This window comes from Sphingobacterium sp. UBA5996 (assembly GCF_002429765.1).
Lineage (GTDB): Bacteria > Bacteroidota > Bacteroidia > Sphingobacteriales > Sphingobacteriaceae > Sphingobacterium.
This window is the reverse complement of the sequence record NZ_DJAS01000026.1, coordinates 16,989-37,466: the sequence shown is the minus strand read 5'-3', so window position 1 is coordinate 37,466 and position 20,478 is coordinate 16,989. Positions and strand designations below refer to the sequence as shown.

The following is a 20,478-nucleotide window of genomic DNA, read 5'->3' as shown; positions in this document are numbered from 1 at the left end:
ATTTGAGACAGCTTCTTTTTGTAGTAATGAATTTTCCAACGATTTTCTCGATGGTCAACTCATTTACGCTCGTGCTTTGTCTTTATTAAAACAGGGTATTGGGGGTGTTTTTATTTGGATGAGTCAGATCCAAGTTTAATGTTGTGTTCAGTTTTTTGATAAAATGTGTCGCCAGTAGGGGGGATTCCACCTCAATGTTTTGGTGAATAAAGAAATACAGTTTTTGTAGGCCATTTTCTCGCCACAACTTCAACACATTGATCCATTGATCCAGTCTATCATAATCTGACGCGTGGTTGGCACCGACATAACGGATAAAAGCAGTAGGCGTGGTTAGACGCATATGCAACATATCTCGTCGGCCTGCAGTATCGACCAGAATATTAGTCACATTGGTCTCTTCCAACAGAGCATATAGTTCTTTTGTGACAGTGGGTTTTGAAAACCACTCTTTATTTCGCACTTCCAATGCCAGAGGAACTTCTGTAGGCCAGTCATGTAAGAATAGTTTTAAACGGGCCATATCCTTTGGGTTATAATTGTCATGCATCTGTAGGAAGGCCATACCCAGTTTTTCATCGAAATGAACGATAGCGTCTGTAAAAAGTTTCACCTTATCAGCAGTGTTTAACAATCGGCTGAAATGACTGATAGATTGTGGAATCTTTGGAAAGAACTTGAAGTTAGCAGGTGTTTTGTGTTTCCAGGTCTCCACCTGATCTATGCTAGGCGAATTGTAAAATGTAGCATTGAGTTCGATGCTGTTAAATTGTGTGGAGTAATACGCAAGTTCATCTTTTGTACCTCTCGGGTAAAAACCTTTTAAATCCTGTTTATTCCATTTTGCACAACCTACATATACCTCGAAAGGCTTGTCATTTTTGAAATGCTGCAATAGGTTTAATGTTTCTGGTGGAGTTGGGGGAAGGGTAAAGTCGATTTCCTCAGGATGTTCTACTTGGCCGAATTTCATATCAGTTTTTTCTTAATTTATAATCAAATAATACATGAGCCAACAGGGCCAAAAGCGTATAGCATGTACCTACGAAAATAACGCCTGGCCATTGAAAGTGTTGCCATGCCTGTGCAGCAAAAAAGGTGCCTGTTGATCCGCCAATAAAATAGCTGACCATGTATACCGTGTTAAGTCGGTTATTGGCGCCAAGGTTTAGTGCATAGAAATCACTTTGGTTTAGGATGTGCATGGATTGTAGGCCAAGGTCAATCAAAATAACGCCGAAGATCAGTCCCCAATAATAATTACCAAAGAGGGCAAATAACAACCAGCTAAACAACATTAATAGAATAGCGTACAGGATAATTTTTGCTTTGCTCATGTATACAGTCAGTCTATTGACGAAAGCAGCGGCTAGTGCGCCGCATGCGCCTACGAGGCCAAATGCTCCGGCGGTTGCCGGGCCATCAAAGAAAGGTGGGGCCGCAAGGTGGAACACAAGTGTTGTGAAGAATGCAGAAAAAGCGCCAAAGCCCATGGCTCCACGGAATGCAGCTAATTGCAGTACGGGCTGTTTCTTGGCAAAGCCCCAGACCGAACGCATCAATTCGCTATAGGTACCTTTAAAATTAGGCATCACTTCAGGTAACCTGATGGCTATGGCTATGGCCGTAACGATCATGATTACTGCGGCGATCCAGTACATTTCACGCCATCCGAAATAAGAACCGATAAATCCGCTTAAAACCCGCGAAAGTAATATACCGATCAGCAGACCCGACATGACCATTCCTATGGCCGAAGCCTGCTTTTCTTTCTGCGCAAGTTCCGCAGCCATAGGAACAAAAACTTGAGGAATAACGGACGTAAAACCTATCAAAAAGCTGAATATTAAAATCGATAGAATTGAGGTGGAAATAGCCATACCTATTAAGGAAAAGATAATAAAAACGAAGTCGATCAAGATCATTTTTTTCCGTTTAAACATGTCTCCTAAAGGAACAATCAGTAAGAGACCAAATGCATATCCAATCTGAGTCAACATAGCTGAATTGCTAACCGTAGCCTCATCAACATGGAGGTCTTTGGCAATCAATCCTAGTAAGGGCTGATTGTAATAATTGTTGGCGACAACCAAACCAGTGGCGATGGTCATAAGCCACAAGGTTGCTTTCGGTAATTCTTTTTTTGAATCTATTGTTTGCAACATGGGTGTTTAATGTAATTCATCCCAAAGATCCTGAAACTTCTGTTTCAACGCTGCCACTTCTTCCTCCAATTGAGCTACTCGATCTAGTAAGAGCTGGTCATTTGAGGCGCTGCCCACGGGACCGCTAGTTTCATAAACTTCAAGATTGATTTCTCCCAATAAATGAATATAGCGGACTTCTTTATGTCCCATCTGTTTCGGTAAAGATTTAATGTAACCTTCTTGGGTTAATTTTTCCAATTGTGCATTGATTTCGCTCAATGACTCAAATTCATACAATCTTCCGGAGTTTGAGTTGATTTCACCTGCGGTCATTGGCCCCCTAAGAAGCAATAAACAAATAATGGATAATTCAGAAGGCACGAGTGGAAACTGGATGGCAAAATTGTGTTTATACTTCGTGACACGTGACCCGCCACCTATAACAGTAGCGATTAAGCCCTTTTTCTTCAATACATCCAGCGTAGCAACAATATCTTCTTCTGTATACTGTACAACTGGCTTACGGGAAGTTTTTTGATTACAAGCAGCTTGTAAGCTGTTGATGGTCATTGGGTAATATTCAGGGGTAACTCTCGATTTTTCGATTAGTGAGCCTAGCACACGTTGTTCCATGGCAGACAATTGAGGCAAATTAGTTGTTTCCATTTATTTTCAATAATAAAAATTTATGATCGAGTACAAGTATGCTGTTATGGTGTAATAACATTGGCTTGCCGGTTGTTCTTTCTCAAAGATGCCCTTTTTCTCATATAACTCCAAAGATCCAATCGATATTGTTGAAATAAATTGGTACGGGTTATGTATTTAGATTTCTTATATTCGCATGAGTAATATAAGATTTAAGGTGCTTAAGATAGCTTTTCGTCCAGAATTTGTCCACCCCCTAAAAGAAGGGCATCGTTTTCCGATGTTGAAGTATGAGCTCATTCCTCTACAGTTAAAACATGAAGGGATGGCGGATGAGTCTAATTTTTTCAGTCCTGAACTTGCGAGCTTTGAATCCTGTTGTCTGGTGCATGATCCGGTATATGTAAGGCAGTTATTTGAGCTTACACTGGATTCCAAAATGGTCCGTAGAATAGGTTTTCCATTGACCCAAGGTCTTATTGACAGGGAACGCTATATTCTCGATGGGACAATCCAAAGTGCAAACTATGCAAGGGCGTATGGGGTATCATTTAATATTGCCGGAGGAACCCATCATGCTGGCTATGATTTTGGTGAAGGCTTTTGTTTGATAAATGATCAGGCAACCGCAGCTGGGTACCTACTGAAGCAGCAATATGCCAGTCGTATCCTGATCATTGATCTGGATGTACATCAAGGTAATGGTACTGCGCATATTTTTAAAGGACATCAGCAGGTATTTACATTTTCGATGCATGGCGAGAAAAATTATCCCTTTATCAAACAGCGATCGCATCTGGATATCGGTTTATCAGATGATATCTCGGATGCAGAATATCTTGGTTTATTGGAAGATAACTTAGCGGATATATTCAGGAAATTTGAGCCTGACTTTGTTTTCTACCAAGCTGGGGTGGATATTTTAGAAACAGATAAGCTAGGGAAGTTAAATTTAAGTATTAGCACCTGTCGTCGCAGAGACGAACTGGTCTTTGAGATATGCCATAAAAACGGCATCCCTATTCAGGTAAGCATGGGAGGAGGCTATTCTCCCGAAATTAAAGATATTGTCAATGCACATTGTCAGACTTTTAAAATAGCAATAGATTTATATAATTTATAAGATAAAAATATGTTTTTTCACCAAGATGCAACTTTTGAAGCGTTATCTATTCATCGCGTGGGCAATAAGGCCCAGGATGAATTTTATATTTTGTCAGATGCCCCCGTTTCTCTTGCGGAAGATGAAGTGCTACCTGGGCTACTGATGCAATATTTTATGAGTCCCTTTGCAAAGGTGAACGAGGTATATCGTCTGTATCATCCCAATGAAGAATTAGAGCTGAATGAGATTTTCTATTTTGTAAGACAGTATTTCAAGAATCAGCTTCCATTTCATGATTTTTCCCAACAAATTTCAAAACACCTGTATGAAGTTTCCAATCATCCTAAAATCAAAGCAGGAGAGGTGTATGTCGTAGCGTTGAAGAACGTTCAGATCGAAGGGGAAGAACATGATGCCATCGGTATATTCAAATCCGAGAATAAAGAAACTTATCTGAAAGTATATCCAGAACAAGGTGCATTTTTATTGGAGTATGAACAAGAAGCAATTAATATTAATAAACTGGATAAAGGCTGTATTATTATCAATGTAGAAGAGGAAGAAGGATATAAGGTATTGGTGCTTGACCAGACAAATAGGCAGCAGGAGGCGGTTTACTGGAAGGATGATTTTCTTCAATTGCGCGTGCGCAATGATAATTTTAATCAAACAGGCAATTATCTGAAAGTTTATAAGAATTTTGTGGAGCAAAAATTGGATGAGACTTTTGAATTGGAAAAAGCGGACAAGATTGATCTGTTAAATAAATCCATGAACTACTTTAAGGAAAAGGAAACATTTGTACAAGAAGAGTTTGAGGAGGAAGTGTTGGGGAATCCACAGGCAATTGCTTTATTCCAAGATTTTAAAGCTGGTTTTGAGGATGAATTTGACACGCCATTTCAGGCAAATTTTGAAATAGCAGACAAAGCCGTAAAAAAAATGGAATCTTCTTACAAGTCTGTTTTAAAGCTTGATAAGAATTTTCATATCTATGTTCATGGTAAACGTGAATATCTGGAAAAAGGTTATGATGAGGATAAGGGTATGAATTTCTATAAGGTTTATTTTGAGAACGAAAGTTAATCGTTTTAAAAATTATTGAATGGAAAAGCGGGATAAAATAGCAGTTTTTACTTTTTTCGCTCTATTTATTGGGACTTTATTTTTCTCCGTGACCGAGAAAAACAGCCAATGGATTGAGGTCTTTTATGCACAGGGATTTTATCGTTTTTATAGTCATGTGCCGAGGTTTGTGTTTGGTTATATTCCCTTTAGTCTAGGCGATCTCTTGTATGTTGCAGTTGTTGTGTTTTTTTTCTATTTAGCTGCGAAATTAATTGGAAACATATGGAAAAGAAGATGGAAAAGATTTGTTCGATTAGTATTGTCCATGATCAATTTGTTATTCGGACTCTATTGTTTCTTTTACCTATCTTGGGGGCTCAACTATTACCGTCAGCCAATCAGTACAAATGTACATCTGCAAGTCGATAGCTTAAGACTAGCGGATTATCTAATGGTATTGAATGATTTTTTGGATAGTACAAATACCTTGCGTGAACATGTAAATCCATCGCAATGGGAAGAGCGTAAAGAGTTTATTCAAAAAGAGTTGACAAGATGGGTCAAAAACGATACAACGTTTGCGGATTTTTTATCAACAGATCAAATTGGCGTAAAATCACCGATTAATAGCCGTATGGTTTCTTTTTTTGGTGTGTCGGGATATTTTAATCCATTTACCCACGAAGCTCAAGTGAATAAAGCCATGCCAGCAACTTTTTTACCATTTACTACTGTGCATGAACTTGCTCACCAGCAAGGCATCGGTTTTGAAGATGAGGCAAATTTTATTGCTTTCGTGCGCTTACAGAATCATCCTCAAACCTTTTACCGGTATTCGGCCTATCTACAGACCTCCCTATATATGTTGCGTGAGCTTCAGGGCATGTATCCTGAGTTATGGAAAGATTTTAAAGGGCGATTAAGTGTAAAGGTGTTGAGAGACTTAGCAGGAGAAAGACAATTTTGGAGTCAATATACTGGGTGGGTCGACGATGTAATGGGCTTGTTCTATAACCAATACCTAAAACACAATAATCAGCAGGAAGGAATAGCCCGATATGATCGGATGACGCGGCTGGTATTGGCCTATGAGCTTAAAACAAGAGCGTGTAGGCAGTAGGATAGGGATTATATATAAAGCCGTATTAAAAAAACAATACGGCTTTTTTATGATTTTAACTTTAGTGTTATTGGGTTGAAATTAGTTCAAATGTTCCTTCTGTTCCGGGGCTCCCAGAGAAAATTTGCCCTTGAGGTAGTCCTCTTAATCCGGTGGGGGCGGTTTTAATCCGGTCGTAAATATTTCTTAAGTCCGAATTTGCATTGACGGCACGTCCACCTGCTACTACATCTGCATAAATATAATTTGTCGCTTTCTTGTCCGTTGTTTGAGGTTTAATACTTCCGTTTGTTAAAGTGACTTTAACTTTTCCTCCATTTCCGTTCGGAAAAGTTTTGGTTCCATTGAAAGCGTCATCTCCTTTTGCAATGATATATAGGGACCCTAATTTTTGAAAATTAGCACTGATGTCAAAATTAGTTCCGTTATTCTTCCCATCTGTTCCATGGATAGTTGCTTTGTTTCCAATTTCAGCATAACCAATGGTGAGCTTAACATTTTTCTTACCATAGAAAGAAAAAGTAGAATTATCCTTCATGATCAAGGTATCGATGTGTATAGCGACAGTAGAATCTCTATTATCGATATTTTTTTTTGCCTTTTTACCAATTTCTAATTTAGAAATATGTTGTACTTCCTGTGCTTTACCTGTTAAGGTCATTGCAAAACAAAGAAAAAAGCCTAGAATAATTTTACATTTCATAACCCTTTTAATTAATAGTGACTACTGATAGTTTGACAAATGAAAGGTAAAAGAGTTTAAATTTTAGCGAGATATTTTACAATCAATTTGGCAGTTTTCTCTGAAGCCCCAGGAGAACCCAGTTTTTCAGCAAGGATATCGTAGTTTTCCATCACACTTTCGCGATGCATTTTGTTATTGATCAATTCACCTACTTCATAGGAAATATCATACGCTGTGCAGTCGTCTTGAATCAATTCCCTTACTGATAAAAAGTTATTGATTAGATTTACGAGCGAGATAAATTTGACTTTGACAACTAGTTTAGCTATCCATACCGATATTGGGTTAGCTTTATAGACGACTACCTGGGGTACTTTCAAAATACCTGTTTCGAGCGTAGCAGTTCCACTCGTAACGACTGCGGCTTCCGCGTTATTGAGAATATCGTAAGTTTGATTGAAAACTATGGGAATATCGATACCTTTAAAAAACTGCTTGTAGAACGCTTCATCAAAATTGGGAGCACCTGCAATTACAAATTGATGAACAGGAAAAAAGAACGGAAGTTCGGCCATGATAGGCAGAATATTAGTAATTTCCATTTCCCGGCTTCCCGGCAAGAGGGCGATGAGTGGTTTTTCTGAAAAACCATTTTCTGCTCTGAAATTGGGGTTGAATTGGTAGGTTGAAATCGCATCTAATAGTGGGTTTCCAACATAATCTACGGGCATGCGCCATTTTTTGTAAAAATCCACCTCAAAAGGCAGAATGCAAAACATGTGATCGACAATCCGTTTGATTTTCTTTACACGGCCTTGATTCCAGGCCCATACTTTAGGGGAAATATAATAGCAGGTTTTAATTCCATGTTTTTTCGCAAAATCAGCAATTTTCAAATTGAAGCCAGGGAAATCTATCAGAATGACAGTATCTGGTTTTTCTTTTAATAGATCATTTTTAACTTGTTTGAGGTTCCTTGATATCTTTGGCAGATTTTTTATAACTTCTATAAAGCCCATAAAAGCCATTTGCGATGTATGAATTAATGGCTTTTTCCCAGCCTCTTCCTGCATTAGATTTCCTCCAACAATTTGAAAAGTTGCATCGGGATCTTCAATTTTTAATGCTTTAATAAGGTTTGCACCGTGTAAGTCTCCTGAAGTTTCGCCTGCTATAAGATAGTATTTCATATGTCAATGATTTATTCTTTAATCATCCCATCGAATATACCTTTCTATTTTAAAATCGGGTGTAGTTTTAAAATGGATATTCCCTTGAAATGATTGTTTATGAACTGTTAAAGATAAGATTATTCTAGGCATATGATGAATTTGCCTATAATATTCCATATATTTAATCAAAGATGGTCAACTTGTGAAGAAAAAATCTTGAGTATAAAAGCTAAATAGTATTTTTGCCTTATGCAACGATTGTGGTATTTAATAAGAAATAAGTATTTGTTAGCCGCTTTGGCTTTTTTGGTGTGGATGTTATTTTTTGATAGAAATGACTTTGCCACACAGTATAGTTATCAAAAACAGAAAGCGAACCTGGAGAGTGAGCGCTCTTTTTACCTTAAGGAAAATGCGGCAATCATTAAAACAATTAACGATATTCGTTCCAACCCGCAAGAAGTACAGCGTATTGCCCGTGAGAAGTATAAGATGAAAAAAGATAATGAGGATATTTATGTTATTTCTAAAGTGGCACCTAAAGAAAATCCTTAATAGCTGAGAAGTATATTCAAAGAAATAAAAAGCGAGCGGCCATCACATGTACATGATGGCCGCCGTTATAAAAAGTGTATAGATATGGGTATTTTAATTTGCAGCTTGAGCTACTAAACCAATATATAATGGTTTGTTTTGATCATTTGCCTTACCGATGAGTATTAAAGAATAATAATAGCCTTCAGCCAATTTAATTTCGCTCCGGGTCGCGATTGTTTTCCCTGCTTTATCACGTGCTGTGACAGTGAATGTTCCACTTTTTTGCGCAATAAATCCCTGATGCGCGTTTGCTGAGTTCTGTGTTTCTTTAGCTCTATTTGTCCATTCTGACGGGGAGGTCTCACTGCCGATCTGAAGGGTGACCTGATCTGTTCCCTCCGCAAGATTAAAGAAACGTAAACCGGATTCGGTGTTTTTAATTTCCTTGTTGATTCTGTCGGTCGTGATTATCTGTACCGGTTTTGATTTTGTTCCAAATAGAAAGGATGTATATATCGTACTGTCTTTTACAGTAATTGTTGTATCTGTCAAGATACTGTTATATTCGGAGGAAACAGCTATTTTTCGAGCTCCGGTGAATAGTCCAACGATTGGCCTATAGCTTTTGAATTCCATAGGATAATTGGGGTTTTGTAAAGCCCCGCCATCCGCATAATAGACGACAGCATTAGCGTCGCTGTAACCATTAACCATGGTAAAGAGCGCCATAGGAATTTTTTGGTCATCATTATCTTTCAGACAGCTTGAAAGTAAGAATGTCGCTAGAACGATGGAGATAAAATTGAATAATCTATAGTTTTTCATAACTGTGTAACATTAAATCTTTTGTTGTATAAAACACATTGCGCTTGTGTTGTCTATTATACGCACATTAAAGATAGTTTGCTACAGCTAGCTATAAAAATAATAAATTTGTGTGTAGTTGTTATTTAATCAAGCGTGCTTCGGCTATTCCAAGTGTAAAATAGGTCGTATAGCAGCTTGATAGTAAATGTTTGTCGTATCATATTATCACTGTAGTGCAAATAGTTGGTCGTCCTGATTAGTGATCCTTATTGAGAGTGAATCCGCTGAAAAGTTGGGATTTGGATTATTAATCTAGTAATCCTAATTTTGGATTATGAACAGTAGAATTAAGAAGATTGCAACAGGTATGTTTGAGCGCTTTAGACAACGTAAAATTACGGAGGCGGAGTTATCTCAGGCGGAATCTAAGGCAAAAAACCTAGGTAGCTATGTTGGCGAATTTAAATTACTGATCGCGATGTGTAAAGACGCAATCACAGGTAAGTTTAAGATGAACAACTGGAATCTATCCATCATCATCGGAACGATCATTTATGTGATTTCTCCGATAGATGCTATCCCTGATTTTATTGCTGTCGGCGGCTGGATAGATGATGTTGCTATTGTAGCTTATGCCATCCGTAAGCTGTCGGAGGAGATAGAGCGTTATAAGCTCGAAAGATTGAACTTTGAAATAAACCATTAATAAAAAAGCTACNNGTAGCTTTTTTATTAATGGTTGAAGACTGCTTAGTGCTTAAAGTGTCTAACCCCCGTTGTCACCATTGAAATTCCTTTTTCATTGGCCATATCTATCGACAACTGATCCTTGATTGAACCGCCGGGTTGCAATACGGTTGCAATACCTGCTTCCGAAGCGATTTCAACGCAATCAGGGAAAGGGAAGAAAGCATCTGATGCCATCGCACAGCCTTTGAGATCAAAACCGAAAGAAACAGCTTTCTCGATAGCTTGTTTTAATGCGTCTACACGAGATGTTTGACCTACTCCGGACGCTAATAAAGTGCCATTTTTGGCAAACACGATTGTATTTGACTTGGTATGTTTAACGATTTTGTTCGCAAAGTATAGGTCTTGAAGTTGTTCGTCAGTAGGTTCTACTTTCGTTACAGTAACCATTTGCTCTGCATTTTCAATTGTTTTGTCTTTATCTTGTAGAATAACGCCGTTCAACAATGTTTTGAACTGTTGACTAGGTAATGTAACCTCTTTACGAACAAGAATAATTCTATTCTTTTTCGCGGTAAGTATAGCGATAGCTTCCTCCGAATAAGAAGGTGCGATCAATACTTCAAAGAATAATTTATTAATTTCTTCAGCTGTTGCAGCATCTACTTGACCGTTTGTTATTAAAACTCCACCAAACGCTGAAACAGGATCACAAGCCAATGCGTCTAACCAGGCTTGTTTGATCGTTGGTCTAGAGGCAACTCCACACGCATTTGTATGTTTTAGAATCGCAAATGTAGGTTCTATAAACTCATCAATTAAATCTACCGCCGCATCAACGTCAACAAGATTATTATAGGATAATTCTTTGCCGCTTAATTTATCAAACATGTTATCTAAATCGCCAAAGAAAACGCCTTTTTGGTGAGGATTTTCACCATAGCGCAGTACTTGGGCTTTTTGTTCAGATTGTTTAAAAACTTGAAGTGGGTTTTCTTGATTGAAGTAATTGAAGATTGCGGTATCGTAATGCGACGATGTATTGAATGCGCGTTTGGCAAATTCTTTACGTTGTTCTAGAGAAGTATTACCTTCTTGATTTGCGAGTATTTCTTCCAATGCTTGGTAATCATTTTTAGAAGAGATAATTACAACATCGTTGAAGTTCTTAGCCGCCGCACGGATCAAAGAAATTCCACCGATATCAATTTTTTCGATAATATCTTGTTCGGATGCACCAGAAGCAACTGTTTCTTCAAACGGGTACAAATCCACAATAACCAAATCGATCTCAGGTATCCCGTATTGGGCAAGCTGCTGTTGATCAGACTCAAGGGGGCGGCGAGCCAAAATACCTCCAAACACTTTTGGATGCAAAGTTTTTACACGACCACCTAAAATAGAAGGATAGCTCGTGAGGTCTTCCACTGGAACAACATCTATACCTAAATCTTTGATAAATGTCTCTGTTCCGCCAGTGGAATAGAAGGTAACACCGTATTTGTTTAATAATTCAACTAAAGGAGCTAGGCCGTCTTTATAATAGACTGAAACCAAAGCATTTTTAATCTTTACAGGATGGTTCATTATGATGGATTTGTTTCGTGGCGCAAAGATAGGTATTTAAAATTTTGATATCAATAAATCAAATACTTTAAAAATAAAGGAGAATCTATTTGATAGCTTCTCCTTCGTAATTTTATACCAAATTGAGCTTTAACTTTAGCTCTTTAGAAATTTGATTGGTGATCTCCCATATTGGTTCTGGCTCATCGGTATTATTGAATATTACCTGATCGCAAGTATCTTGATAGGGTAATAGATACTCGTTATAAGATGGGAGTACATGGTTCACCCATTTGTACATCACATCGTCTTCAAAGTAGCCCCTTTCAACCAAATCGCGGTGTAGGCGTCGTCTCAATGCGATATCTTGATCGGCGCTTAAAAATATCTTATGATTAATTAAATCATTAATTTCTGTATAATAGAAAATGAATAAGCCTTCGATAATTAAAATCGGAGCCGGTTTAATCTCTAAAATTTTTGGTGTTAGGGCAGGATTGTTAAAGGTATACTCTTCCTTATGTATTGTTTCACCGTTAAAAAGTGCTTTGATATCTTTGTAAAAAGCTTGTCTGTCGATTGATGTTGGAATATCGAAGTTATAGAGCCTATTTTCCTCCTGAGTTTTGGTATTGGCAGGGATGTAATAATCATCTTGGGAAATTAAGGTGACCTCACTGGGCTTGAAATGTTTTAAAAAACTATTTAAGAAAAAAGTCTTCCCAGAGCCACTACTACCGGCAATTCCTATGACATACGGTTTGTTATTCATTTGTATTGTGCTATAAAAGCTATTTGATTGTGTTAATTTTCTAGCGGTAATCCATACGCAATTTCCACTTGGAAGCGTTTATCTAATGCTCCTATACTTGCGGCAGCTGATTTTGACAACACGACAATTGCATTTTGGTTCTCGGCATTATCATTAAATTTGCCCACTACTTTTGCGTATGTAACGCTTTTCGTCATCGGGTTAGTAATTTTTAGAATGGTACCTACTGGAGCCGACTTGTGTAATGCGAGGTTACTGGTGCCTTGAGATGAAAGTCCATCAATCCACACACCAATACCACGTTCTGATTTCTCACGGATTCCATAACGGTTTGTTGAAATTTGATTTTCTTCTTTGTTATCATCGTCTGTGGAGTCGGGTCTTACAATTTCGATTCCTTTAGGCTCTACTAATTTTGGTCTTTCCGGTGGGAGCGGCTGATTGGGGATCATGAGTTTCATTCCACCGCTAATGATATTATTTTTTAAATTGTTCGCTTTTTTGATATCTTCAACAGAAATACTAAACCTTTTGGATATCGCGTAAAGTGTTTCTTTTTCACCAACAATGTATTCCGTAAAACCTTCTTGCTGCTGCGGATTACGCGGATTTAGCGCTACCGGATTGCTACGGTCGTTAGTAATGACAGGTTTCGCTTTTCGACCGGTCGGAATCTTAACGATCTGACCAAGGTTTAGCGTACCATTACCATTTATTTGAGTCAATTGTCCTACCGTTGTTTTATACTTCTTACTTAGTTGATAGTAATTGTCTCCTTTTTCAATTTTGAATAGTACGAATTCTTCACCATTAATCACCTCATTTCCGATTGAATCGGGAATAGAATAAGTAGATAAAGATGTTGAATTTTTCGCTTCAACTTGTTGAATAGCTACTACTGCGATGGATAGCATAGCTATCTTTTTATATGTCTTTAATTCGAATAAAACTTTCATATATTTTGCAATTATACTAAATACGAAACAAACTCCCGTTTATTATCTGTCAAAAGGAATATTTGTCCGTGAATAAGAAAATAAATGTTGAAGAGCTTTAATTCCAGTCCCGAAACCGGAAGGATAGACTGTGTCAACATTTCTCTTGTTGATTGAACTAACCTGATTTGATAGTGATTATTTTTTTGTTTTTCATAGAAAGCCCAAATAAAGTAGTCATTTACTCGATTTATCCAGATATCACCATCAATAGGGAAGTCCTTCAAAAATAGGGGTATTTCACCATTATAGATAATTGGATAGACGAGCTCACTGGTATAAGGTTTAATGGTAATCAAATTTTTGCTTTCGATTGACATCGATTGAATATTCAAAAACAATTGTTGGCCCTGCGCTACCGTTTTGGGCCTAATGAGCAATCCTTGATCAACCAGACTGATGAAAACGTAATTAAACCAGGTTTCTTGACGCTGTGGGTTGTAGCAATCGATTACCTGTATACCTGCATCGATCGGTGAATTATTGGAAATCTTCTTTAGTATTAATTTTTTGCATTGGATTCCACCAAGTACCCATTCTCTGGTGATTGCCTTGAAGTCTTGCAAGACGTAAGTTCCTTCAAAAGTGATGACGTTGAAATAAGGGAAGGTATCTTCTGGATTTCTTGTTTCTATGGCGATCAATTTATTTTTTGCATCAATTTCTATGCGCCAAATTGGGTATGTAAAAATGAGATTGAAAGCTTTTGAAATTTCCTGATTTGCCATGTGATTTAAATCCAAGGGGACAAACTTAGATAAAGTATGAGTTAAATGCAAAAATAATTGCTAATGGACGTGGCAAAAAAAAGTCCAGACAACGCTGGACTTTCTTGAAAAAAAATATATCTTAAAATTTTGAACCAATTGTTAGTATAACATTTGTTCGTTGGTTTTTTATATCTGCAGCGGGGCTTGCAGTATTCCAATAGTTTTCGTCGATAGTATAAGGACTTTCTTTGTAATTGATGGCATTATAAGCTCCCGTCAAATCAATATACATGCCACGGCCTAGTTTTGCGCCGATGCCCAGCGAGGCCGTATAATTTGTATAATCTGCATTTTTATAAGGGTTACCACTATAATTAAAGCCAGCTCTTCCACTGAAGACATTATCAAACAAAACTTCACCACCGATTCTGGCATTAAATGCGCCTTGATATGTATCTTTGATGTTTTGATTCATGTTTTTTTCTAACGTTTTGCTGTAGTTACCTACATCCCTAAAACGCATAGCAGCATAATCCACCCACTCCACATCTGCGGTTATCAATCCTCTTGAAAAAATTTGGCTTGCACCCACAGCTAATTTATAAGGTGTATTCATATTGTACTCCAGGTAACTATGTCCTGCGTCATCGCTGGTTCGGTACTCTTTAAATGACTTATCTTCATTAGGTCTGAAATAACGAAACTCTGAATTACTATATGATTCATCCCTGATGCTCATAAATGTTGGAGATTTCGCCGTAAATCCCATGCTGAAAGTAGGTGTGAACTTGTATATGACCCCAAGTTTAAAATCTACACCAGTACCATCCGTTGCTTGAGCATAATCATCATAAAGTTCATAATCTTTATCCAACATAGCATACTTCTGTGCATTGGTTGGTTTTAAAAACTCTGAATCTTTGTTGATATCTTTTAATTGGTCGGCTGTCATTGTTTGACCATATTCAGTAAACCAACTTGAGTTGTCGTAACTAAACGCTGTAAATCCTAGAGCAGCTCCTAAATATAGTTTGTTACTATAGTTGGCACCAAACGACAGAACAGATTCGGATTTACTGCCTTTTTCTAAGATGGAATTGACTTGATTAAAGCCATTCTTTCCATCGTAAGTCCCGCCAACCGTGATTGGTATATATGATCCTGCCTTTTTAGGATCTACGTCGAATAATAATGAATTACTATAAACTTCCTGCCCCCAGCCATTCATACCGCTAGGTGACGATAGCCGGTCAGAATAGGCATCCGTAATTGAGCTTGTGTTGTTGACACCGTTATACTGTAATAAATTATTGTAGATATTGTTGCGGTTATAGGCAATACCCACATTAAAATTTAACCAGCCTCTATCTAAATTTCCACCATTTCGGTAGGTTGGCAGGTGAAAAACAATACCCGCATTATCCAGATTGAAATTATTCTTACTGCTGTTTGAATTTTGACCAAAATAGTCGGTTTTATTTTTGTTGTTAAGGTATCTGGCTGTTACTGATACGTCAGATTGATTAAAGTACCCCAAACCCGCCGGGTTACCGGTAATCGAACTTATATCTCCACCTAATGCGGTAGATGCGTTTCCCATGGCTTTAAAACGAGCTGTTCCCCCATTGTCCCCTTGGGAGAATAGAAGTACATCTTTCGTATATTGCGCTTGAGTAGTCCCTGCTGCACCTAAAATGAATGCAGTTCCAAAAAGTAATCTTTTGATTGTCATATGCTGAAATATCATCAATAATAAAGTAGTAGCACACAACGATGTGTATGCTACTATTCAAAATGCCTTTAATTAGCGAGTACGTCCTCCGCTTGATCTTGAGCTACCTCCTCCAGAGAAACCTCCTCCCGAAGATCTTGAGCTTCCGCCTCCAGAAAAGCCTCCACTAGAGCGAGAAGAACCACTATCATAACTTCTAGTCGGTGGTGTATATGAAGGTCGTGATGTTGAACTCGGGTTGCTTGAGCGTGTTTCCACAGACCGGCTCATTGGCCGTGATACTTCACCAGAACTGTTTCGTGTTCTCGAACCATTATTATAGTAACCATTTGTGCGTCTGGTACTATTTTGATAAGAACCATTCACTCTATCCGATGTTCTTGAGCGTGTACCATCTGAGTAAGCTCTATTTGATACACCATCAGATGTTCTTGTTCGGCTTCCTGATCTATCATAAGAATAACTGCGTGTTACGGAACCGTCAGAAGTTCTTGACCTGTTGGAAACAGACGTAATACGACCTCTAGAATCACGAGCTACCCCAGTACGATCGTATCCGCCAGAATTTCTAGCTACGCTATTGCGGTCATATCCTCCAGAAGTGCGGGATCTTGAGGATGAACTACGCGTGTTATAGTTGTCCCTATAAACTGATCTACTTGAAGCATAACGTGGTCTTGAGTTGCCCCAGTAACCACCACCCCAGTAACCATTTCCGTACCAACCAGATCCCCAGTAGCCTCCGCCGTACCAGCCACCCCAAGGTCTGTAGCCACCATACCATGGCGATCCCCATCCCCAGCTAGATCCCCATCCGAGACCAATTGACCATGAAGAACCCCATCCAGAGTTCCATCCCCATCCCATTCCGAATGATGGACCGTATCCGTACCATCCTCCAAATCCATAACCATACCATGGATCAAAAAATGGGTCGAAGTAGGTCATACCTGGACTAGCGTAGTAAAAACGGTTGATACGATTGGCATATTCAAGATCTTCATAAGAATCACTATTGTAATCCTGATCAGAATATTCATCCTCATAATAGCCGCCTTGCGACTGTCCGTTTTGTTCGGATTGATCTGCGTCTGTGTAATAATAATCTGGGCTTTGGTAAACCTTTTGTCTCGCTTGCCCATTATTGCCGTAGACATCGTCGCCATAAATTTGCCTACTTGTACCGCAGGAACCTAAAATGAACGCTCCTGTTATGGCAAGTGCTCCGATAAATAATCTATTTTTTTTCATAATATCCTAAATCGTTATTTTCGATTATACAGCCTTATTTACTATCTTAGACGCAAATTTCTCGAGGTGGTTTAATCGAAGTAATCAAAAATACAAATATTTTTTTTGAACGCTTTTCGCATTGGAATTACAGACGGGATTTAAGGTAATAATGTTACAATAATTTATCAATCACATATGAGTAAAGGAATAACAAGTCGTGCAGAAGATTATTCGCAATGGTATAATGAGCTTGTAATCAAAGCTGATCTGGCTGAAAATTCAGCTGTACGAGGATGTATGGTGATCAAACCATACGGATATGCTATCTGGGAAAGAATGCAGGCAATCTTAGACAAAAGATTTAAAGAGACTGGTCATAGCAACGCTTATTTCCCTTTATTCATTCCCAAATCGTTTTTTTCTAAAGAAGCAGCGCATGTGGAAGGTTTTGCTACAGAGTGCGCCGTGGTTACCCATTATAGGTTAAAAAACGATGGTACAGGTAAGATCGTCGTGGACGAAGAGGCGAAATTGGAGGAAGAGTTGATCGTGCGTCCAACTTCAGAAACGATTATATGGAATACTTATCGCGGATGGATTGAATCTTATCGTGATCTCCCTATTTTGGTCAATCAATGGGCAAACGTGGTGCGTTGGGAAATGCGAACACGTCTTTTCTTACGTACAGCTGAGTTTTTATGGCAGGAGGGGCATACTGCACATGCCACAAAAGAGGAAGCTATTGCGGAAACAGAACGTATGCTTGATGTATATGCCGAATTTGCAGAAAAGATTTTAGCTGTACCCGTTGTCCGTGGAAGGAAAACAGAAAATGAGCGTTTTGCGGGAGCATTGGATACCTATTGTATTGAGGCATTGATGCAAGATGGTAAAGCATTGCAAGCAGGGACATCCCATTTTCTTGGCCAAAACTTTGCCAAGGCATTTGATGTGAAATTTACTTCTAAAGAAGGCAAGTTAGAACATGTATGGGCAACTTCGTGGGGGGTTTCTACCCGACTCATGGGTGCATTGATTATGGCTCATTCCGACGATCAAGGGTTGGTATTGCCACCGAAATTGGCCCCGATTCAGGTTGTGATTGTTCCGATTTTTAAGACTGAGGAAGAAAAGGCGCAAATTGATGTATTTGTGAATCAGTTAACAACTGAACTGCGGGTGAAAGATATTTCGGTAAAATATGATGATCGCGATACACAGCGTCCGGGTTTTAAATTTGCTGAATGGGAATTAAAGGGAGTACCTGTTCGCGTCGCTGTCGGTGCAAGAGATATGCAAAATGGTACAGTAGAATTGGCCCGTCGTGATACACAAACGAAAGAAACTGTTGCTCAAGAGGGCCTAGCCAGTACGATTAATACGTTATTGGATACAATACAAGAAAATATCTATCAAAAAGCGTTGAATTTCAGAACTTCTCATTATACGGAAGTAAATTCTTATGAAGAATTTAAAGAAGTACTGGAAGGTAAAGGTGGATTTATCTCCTGTCACTGGGATGGGACAACAGAAACGGAGAAGCGTGTAAAAGAAGAAACTAAAGCAACAATTCGTTGTATTCCTTTGGAAGCAAAGGAAGAGCAAGGGGTCTGTATATTTACCGGCAAACCATCCAGTAGGCGTGTGCTTTTTGCTAAAGCTTATTAATCGTTTGCAATATGAGGATACTCATTTTAGGATGTGGTTGGCTTGGAGAGTCTTTTGCGGTATACATGAAGCATCAAGGCCATGAAGTCTGGGTAAGCACAACAACATATGAAAAATACCATCGGCTAAAAGCTGAGGGTATTTTTTCGTTTATGCTTGATTTTGATGGAGAAAGCTTTCCGGAAAAGGTTGATATACCCATTCAATTTGACTTCGTGTTAAATAGTATACCAGCAAGTCAGAAAAATAGCGTAGAAATGCTAGATAACAGATTTTTTAATATCAAGCAATTTTTTAGCCGTATTAGTTGGCAAACGCATGTGTTTTTAAGTTCTACTGGAATTTATCCCTCTAAAGATGTGGTGTTTGATGAATCTTTTACGAATAGGGCTGAGCTTGCACCAAAGCTCTTGATGGCTGAAGAGTCTATGTTGGAATTGGCCAATACCGTTGTTTATCGTTTAGGCGGCCTATTTGGTAAGAATCGTGTCTTTGCAAAATATTTCTCTGAGCGTATCTGTACCACTGGAGAGCAGCCTGCTAATTTTGTTCATATTGACGACGTTGTCGCTCTGCTGGAAGCGACCACTAACCGCACACTTAAACATACCATTTATAATGTTGTTGCTCCCTTACATCCTAAGAAAAAAGATGTCATTATTGCTTCTGCAAAAAAATATGGTTATGCTTTGCCTCTCGCGTTCGAAGCAGCTGAAACGACTCAGAAAATAGTGAGCGGAGAATTACTGCAAGAAGAGCTGGACTATCAATTTGTTTTGCCTGACCCATTGCAGTTTTAGTCTTATTTTTCTTTTTTAAAATGAAAAAGAAATTTTGATTGTCTGGGTGGAGAAAATTAAATAAATTGATTAATTTAACCTTAGTCCTTGCGAAGCAAATTCAGTTACGTTAAATTCACTTAAAAGATCTTGTGCGCTGAAATTTGTCGATAGCCACGGATCATTTCCGGACATCAGGATTTCCTTTAAACAAACCGAGTAATAGATTTATTATTTTAACAGCTTATTATATAAAGCCATGACAAATGTAGAGAGACATCAATATATCTTAAAACAATTAAAAGAAGTCGGCGTAGTTCAAGTAATTGATCTGTGTGAAGAATTGGGAGTTTCTTCTGTAACTATTCGGAAGGATTTGACTTTGTTGGAAGATAGTGGATTGTTGTTTAGAACGCATGGCGGGGCGACACAATATAATCCGTATACGACTGACCGTACTGTATTCGAAAAAGAGAAACTTCGTTCGGATGATAAAAGTAGGATTGGAAAGAAAGCAGCTGAGCTGATCGAGCAAAACGACTCTATCATTATAGCTTCTGGCACAACGATGCAGTCGCTTGCCAAGCAGATTGTTCCAAAAGGCAATATCACTGTAGTAACTTCGGCATTGAATGTTGCTATGGAGTTAATAAAATATCCTTCTGTTGAAATTATGCAGCTGGGAGGGACGCTTCGCAAGACATCTACTTCCGTCACAGGGAAATATGCGGAAAATTTGTTAAAAGATTTTTATTGCAGTAAATTGTTTTTGGGAGTGGATGGTATCGATTTGGAATATGGTGTGTCAACTTCAAGCGCCCAGGAAGCACAATTAAATCGGATTATGATCGATACTGCTCAAAAAGTGGTGGTGCTTGCAGATTCTTCTAAATTTGGCCGGCGAAGCTTTGGGAGAATTTGTGGTTTTGAAAAAATTGATATGTTAATTACAGATGATAAGGTTAATGCAAGCTTTGTAGAATCATTGGAAAAAGCTGGTGTAAACGTGATTGTTGTTTAATAAGAATTAGGTTCAAGACCATT

General features: G+C 38.4%; 20 protein-coding genes. 8 read left to right on the top strand and 12 right to left on the bottom strand.

All coding sequences use genetic code 11. The annotated features are described in order from the left end of the window. Positions 1-85 precede the first annotated feature (85 nt). The 3 genes from B3E00_RS20060 to B3E00_RS20050 are packed head-to-tail and all read right to left on the bottom strand — an operon-like array spanning position 86 to position 2,813. Positions 86-973, bottom strand: coding sequence for a DUF72 domain-containing protein (locus tag B3E00_RS20060; protein ID WP_293939810.1), 888 nt, complete (start codon positions 971-973; stop codon positions 86-88). Between the two features lies 1 nt (position 974). Next, positions 975-2,165 carry an MFS transporter gene (locus tag B3E00_RS20055; protein ID WP_293886180.1) on the bottom strand — a complete coding sequence of 397 codons (1,191 nt, stop codon included), beginning with the start codon at positions 2,163-2,165 and terminating at the stop codon, positions 975-977. Positions 2,166-2,171: 6 nt separating this feature from the next. Continuing rightward, positions 2,172-2,813 (bottom strand): YceH family protein, encoded by a 642-nt coding sequence (locus B3E00_RS20050; RefSeq protein WP_293886179.1) that lies wholly within the window; start codon positions 2,811-2,813, stop codon positions 2,172-2,174. Between the two features lie 178 nt (positions 2,814-2,991). Here B3E00_RS20050 and B3E00_RS20045 point away from each other — a divergent pair, with 178 nt between their 5' ends. From B3E00_RS20045 to B3E00_RS20035, 3 genes are read left to right on the top strand one after another with little or no spacing between them, the layout of a single operon-like run. Beyond that, positions 2,992-3,918, top strand: coding sequence for a histone deacetylase family protein (locus tag B3E00_RS20045; protein ID WP_293886178.1), 927 nt, complete (start codon positions 2,992-2,994; stop codon positions 3,916-3,918). 9 nt (positions 3,919-3,927) lie between these two features. Beyond that, the gene (locus tag B3E00_RS20040; protein ID WP_293939808.1) at positions 3,928-4,986 is read left to right on the top strand and encodes a nucleoid-associated protein; all 1,059 of its coding nucleotides are present in this window, start codon (positions 3,928-3,930) and stop codon (positions 4,984-4,986) included. 19 nt (positions 4,987-5,005) lie between these two features. Further along, complete coding sequence (locus tag B3E00_RS20035; RefSeq protein WP_293886176.1) at positions 5,006-6,088, top strand: DUF3810 domain-containing protein; 1,083 nt, start codon at positions 5,006-5,008, stop codon at positions 6,086-6,088. Between the two features lie 67 nt (positions 6,089-6,155). Here the strand turns inward: B3E00_RS20035 and B3E00_RS20030 are convergent, their stop codons facing one another. Both B3E00_RS20030 and lpxB read right to left on the bottom strand, forming a co-directional pair. Then, on the bottom strand, positions 6,156-6,791 hold the full coding sequence (locus B3E00_RS20030) for a hypothetical protein (protein WP_209574742.1): 636 nt from the start codon (positions 6,789-6,791) through the stop codon (positions 6,156-6,158). Between the two features lie 56 nt (positions 6,792-6,847). Next, positions 6,848-7,963 (bottom strand): lipid-A-disaccharide synthase, encoded by a 1,116-nt coding sequence (lpxB, locus tag B3E00_RS20025; protein ID WP_293886175.1) that lies wholly within the window; start codon positions 7,961-7,963, stop codon positions 6,848-6,850. 231 nt (positions 7,964-8,194) lie between these two features. Between lpxB and B3E00_RS20020 the strand changes: the two genes are divergently transcribed. Further along, entirely contained in the window at positions 8,195-8,500 is a 306-nt protein-coding gene (locus B3E00_RS20020) for an FtsB family cell division protein (protein ID WP_209574738.1), read from the top strand. 93 nt (positions 8,501-8,593) lie between these two features. On the opposite strand, the gene B3E00_RS20015 is transcribed toward B3E00_RS20020, so the two are convergent. Next, on the bottom strand, positions 8,594-9,307 hold the full coding sequence (locus B3E00_RS20015; protein ID WP_209574736.1) for a DUF4397 domain-containing protein: 714 nt from the start codon (positions 9,305-9,307) through the stop codon (positions 8,594-8,596). A 316-nt stretch (positions 9,308-9,623) separates the two neighbouring features. Here B3E00_RS20015 and B3E00_RS20010 point away from each other — a divergent pair, with 316 nt between their 5' ends. Then, complete coding sequence (locus B3E00_RS20010) at positions 9,624-9,995, top strand: YkvA family protein (protein WP_209574734.1); 372 nt, start codon at positions 9,624-9,626, stop codon at positions 9,993-9,995. Positions 9,996-10,039: 44 nt separating this feature from the next. Here B3E00_RS20010 and purH read toward each other — a convergent pair whose 3' ends face one another. The 6 genes from purH to B3E00_RS19980 all read right to left on the bottom strand — a co-directional run bounded on the left by purH (position 10,040) and on the right by B3E00_RS19980 (position 17,005). Beyond that, a complete protein-coding gene (gene purH / locus B3E00_RS20005) occupies positions 10,040-11,566 on the bottom strand; it encodes a bifunctional phosphoribosylaminoimidazolecarboxamide formyltransferase/IMP cyclohydrolase (RefSeq protein WP_293939806.1) in 1,527 nt (508 codons plus the stop codon). Between the two features lie 112 nt (positions 11,567-11,678). Beyond that, positions 11,679-12,368, bottom strand: a complete 690-nt coding sequence (locus tag B3E00_RS20000; protein ID WP_349676356.1) for a uridine kinase family protein — start codon at positions 12,366-12,368, stop codon at positions 11,679-11,681. Then, positions 12,350-13,273 (bottom strand): LysM peptidoglycan-binding domain-containing protein, encoded by a 924-nt coding sequence (locus tag B3E00_RS19995; RefSeq protein WP_209574728.1) that lies wholly within the window; start codon positions 13,271-13,273, stop codon positions 12,350-12,352. Before B3E00_RS19995 ends, B3E00_RS20000 begins: the two co-directional genes overlap by 19 nt. A gap of 11 nt (positions 13,274-13,284) precedes the next feature. Next, positions 13,285-14,040 carry a hypothetical protein gene (locus tag B3E00_RS19990; RefSeq protein WP_293885061.1) on the bottom strand — a complete coding sequence of 252 codons (756 nt, stop codon included), beginning with the start codon at positions 14,038-14,040 and terminating at the stop codon, positions 13,285-13,287. Between the two features lie 121 nt (positions 14,041-14,161). Beyond that, positions 14,162-15,754: a hypothetical protein gene (locus B3E00_RS19985; RefSeq protein ID WP_293939804.1), complete on the bottom strand. Its 1,593-nt coding sequence runs from the start codon at positions 15,752-15,754 to the stop codon at positions 14,162-14,164. A 72-nt stretch (positions 15,755-15,826) separates the two neighbouring features. Beyond that, on the bottom strand, positions 15,827-17,005 hold the full coding sequence (locus B3E00_RS19980) for a hypothetical protein (protein ID WP_293939802.1): 1,179 nt from the start codon (positions 17,003-17,005) through the stop codon (positions 15,827-15,829). Positions 17,006-17,182: 177 nt separating this feature from the next. Here B3E00_RS19980 and proS point away from each other — a divergent pair, with 177 nt between their 5' ends. From proS to agaR, 3 genes are all read left to right on the top strand, one after another. Then, positions 17,183-18,655, top strand: coding sequence for a proline--tRNA ligase (gene proS, locus B3E00_RS19975; RefSeq protein ID WP_293885064.1), 1,473 nt, complete (start codon positions 17,183-17,185; stop codon positions 18,653-18,655). Positions 18,656-18,666: 11 nt separating this feature from the next. Then, entirely contained in the window at positions 18,667-19,455 is a 789-nt protein-coding gene (locus B3E00_RS19970; RefSeq protein WP_293885065.1) for a GDP-L-fucose synthase, read from the top strand. A 238-nt stretch (positions 19,456-19,693) separates the two neighbouring features. Next, positions 19,694-20,455 carry a transcriptional repressor AgaR gene (gene agaR, locus B3E00_RS19965; protein WP_293939800.1) on the top strand — a complete coding sequence of 254 codons (762 nt, stop codon included), beginning with the start codon at positions 19,694-19,696 and terminating at the stop codon, positions 20,453-20,455. Positions 20,456-20,478: the final 23 nt, after the last annotated feature.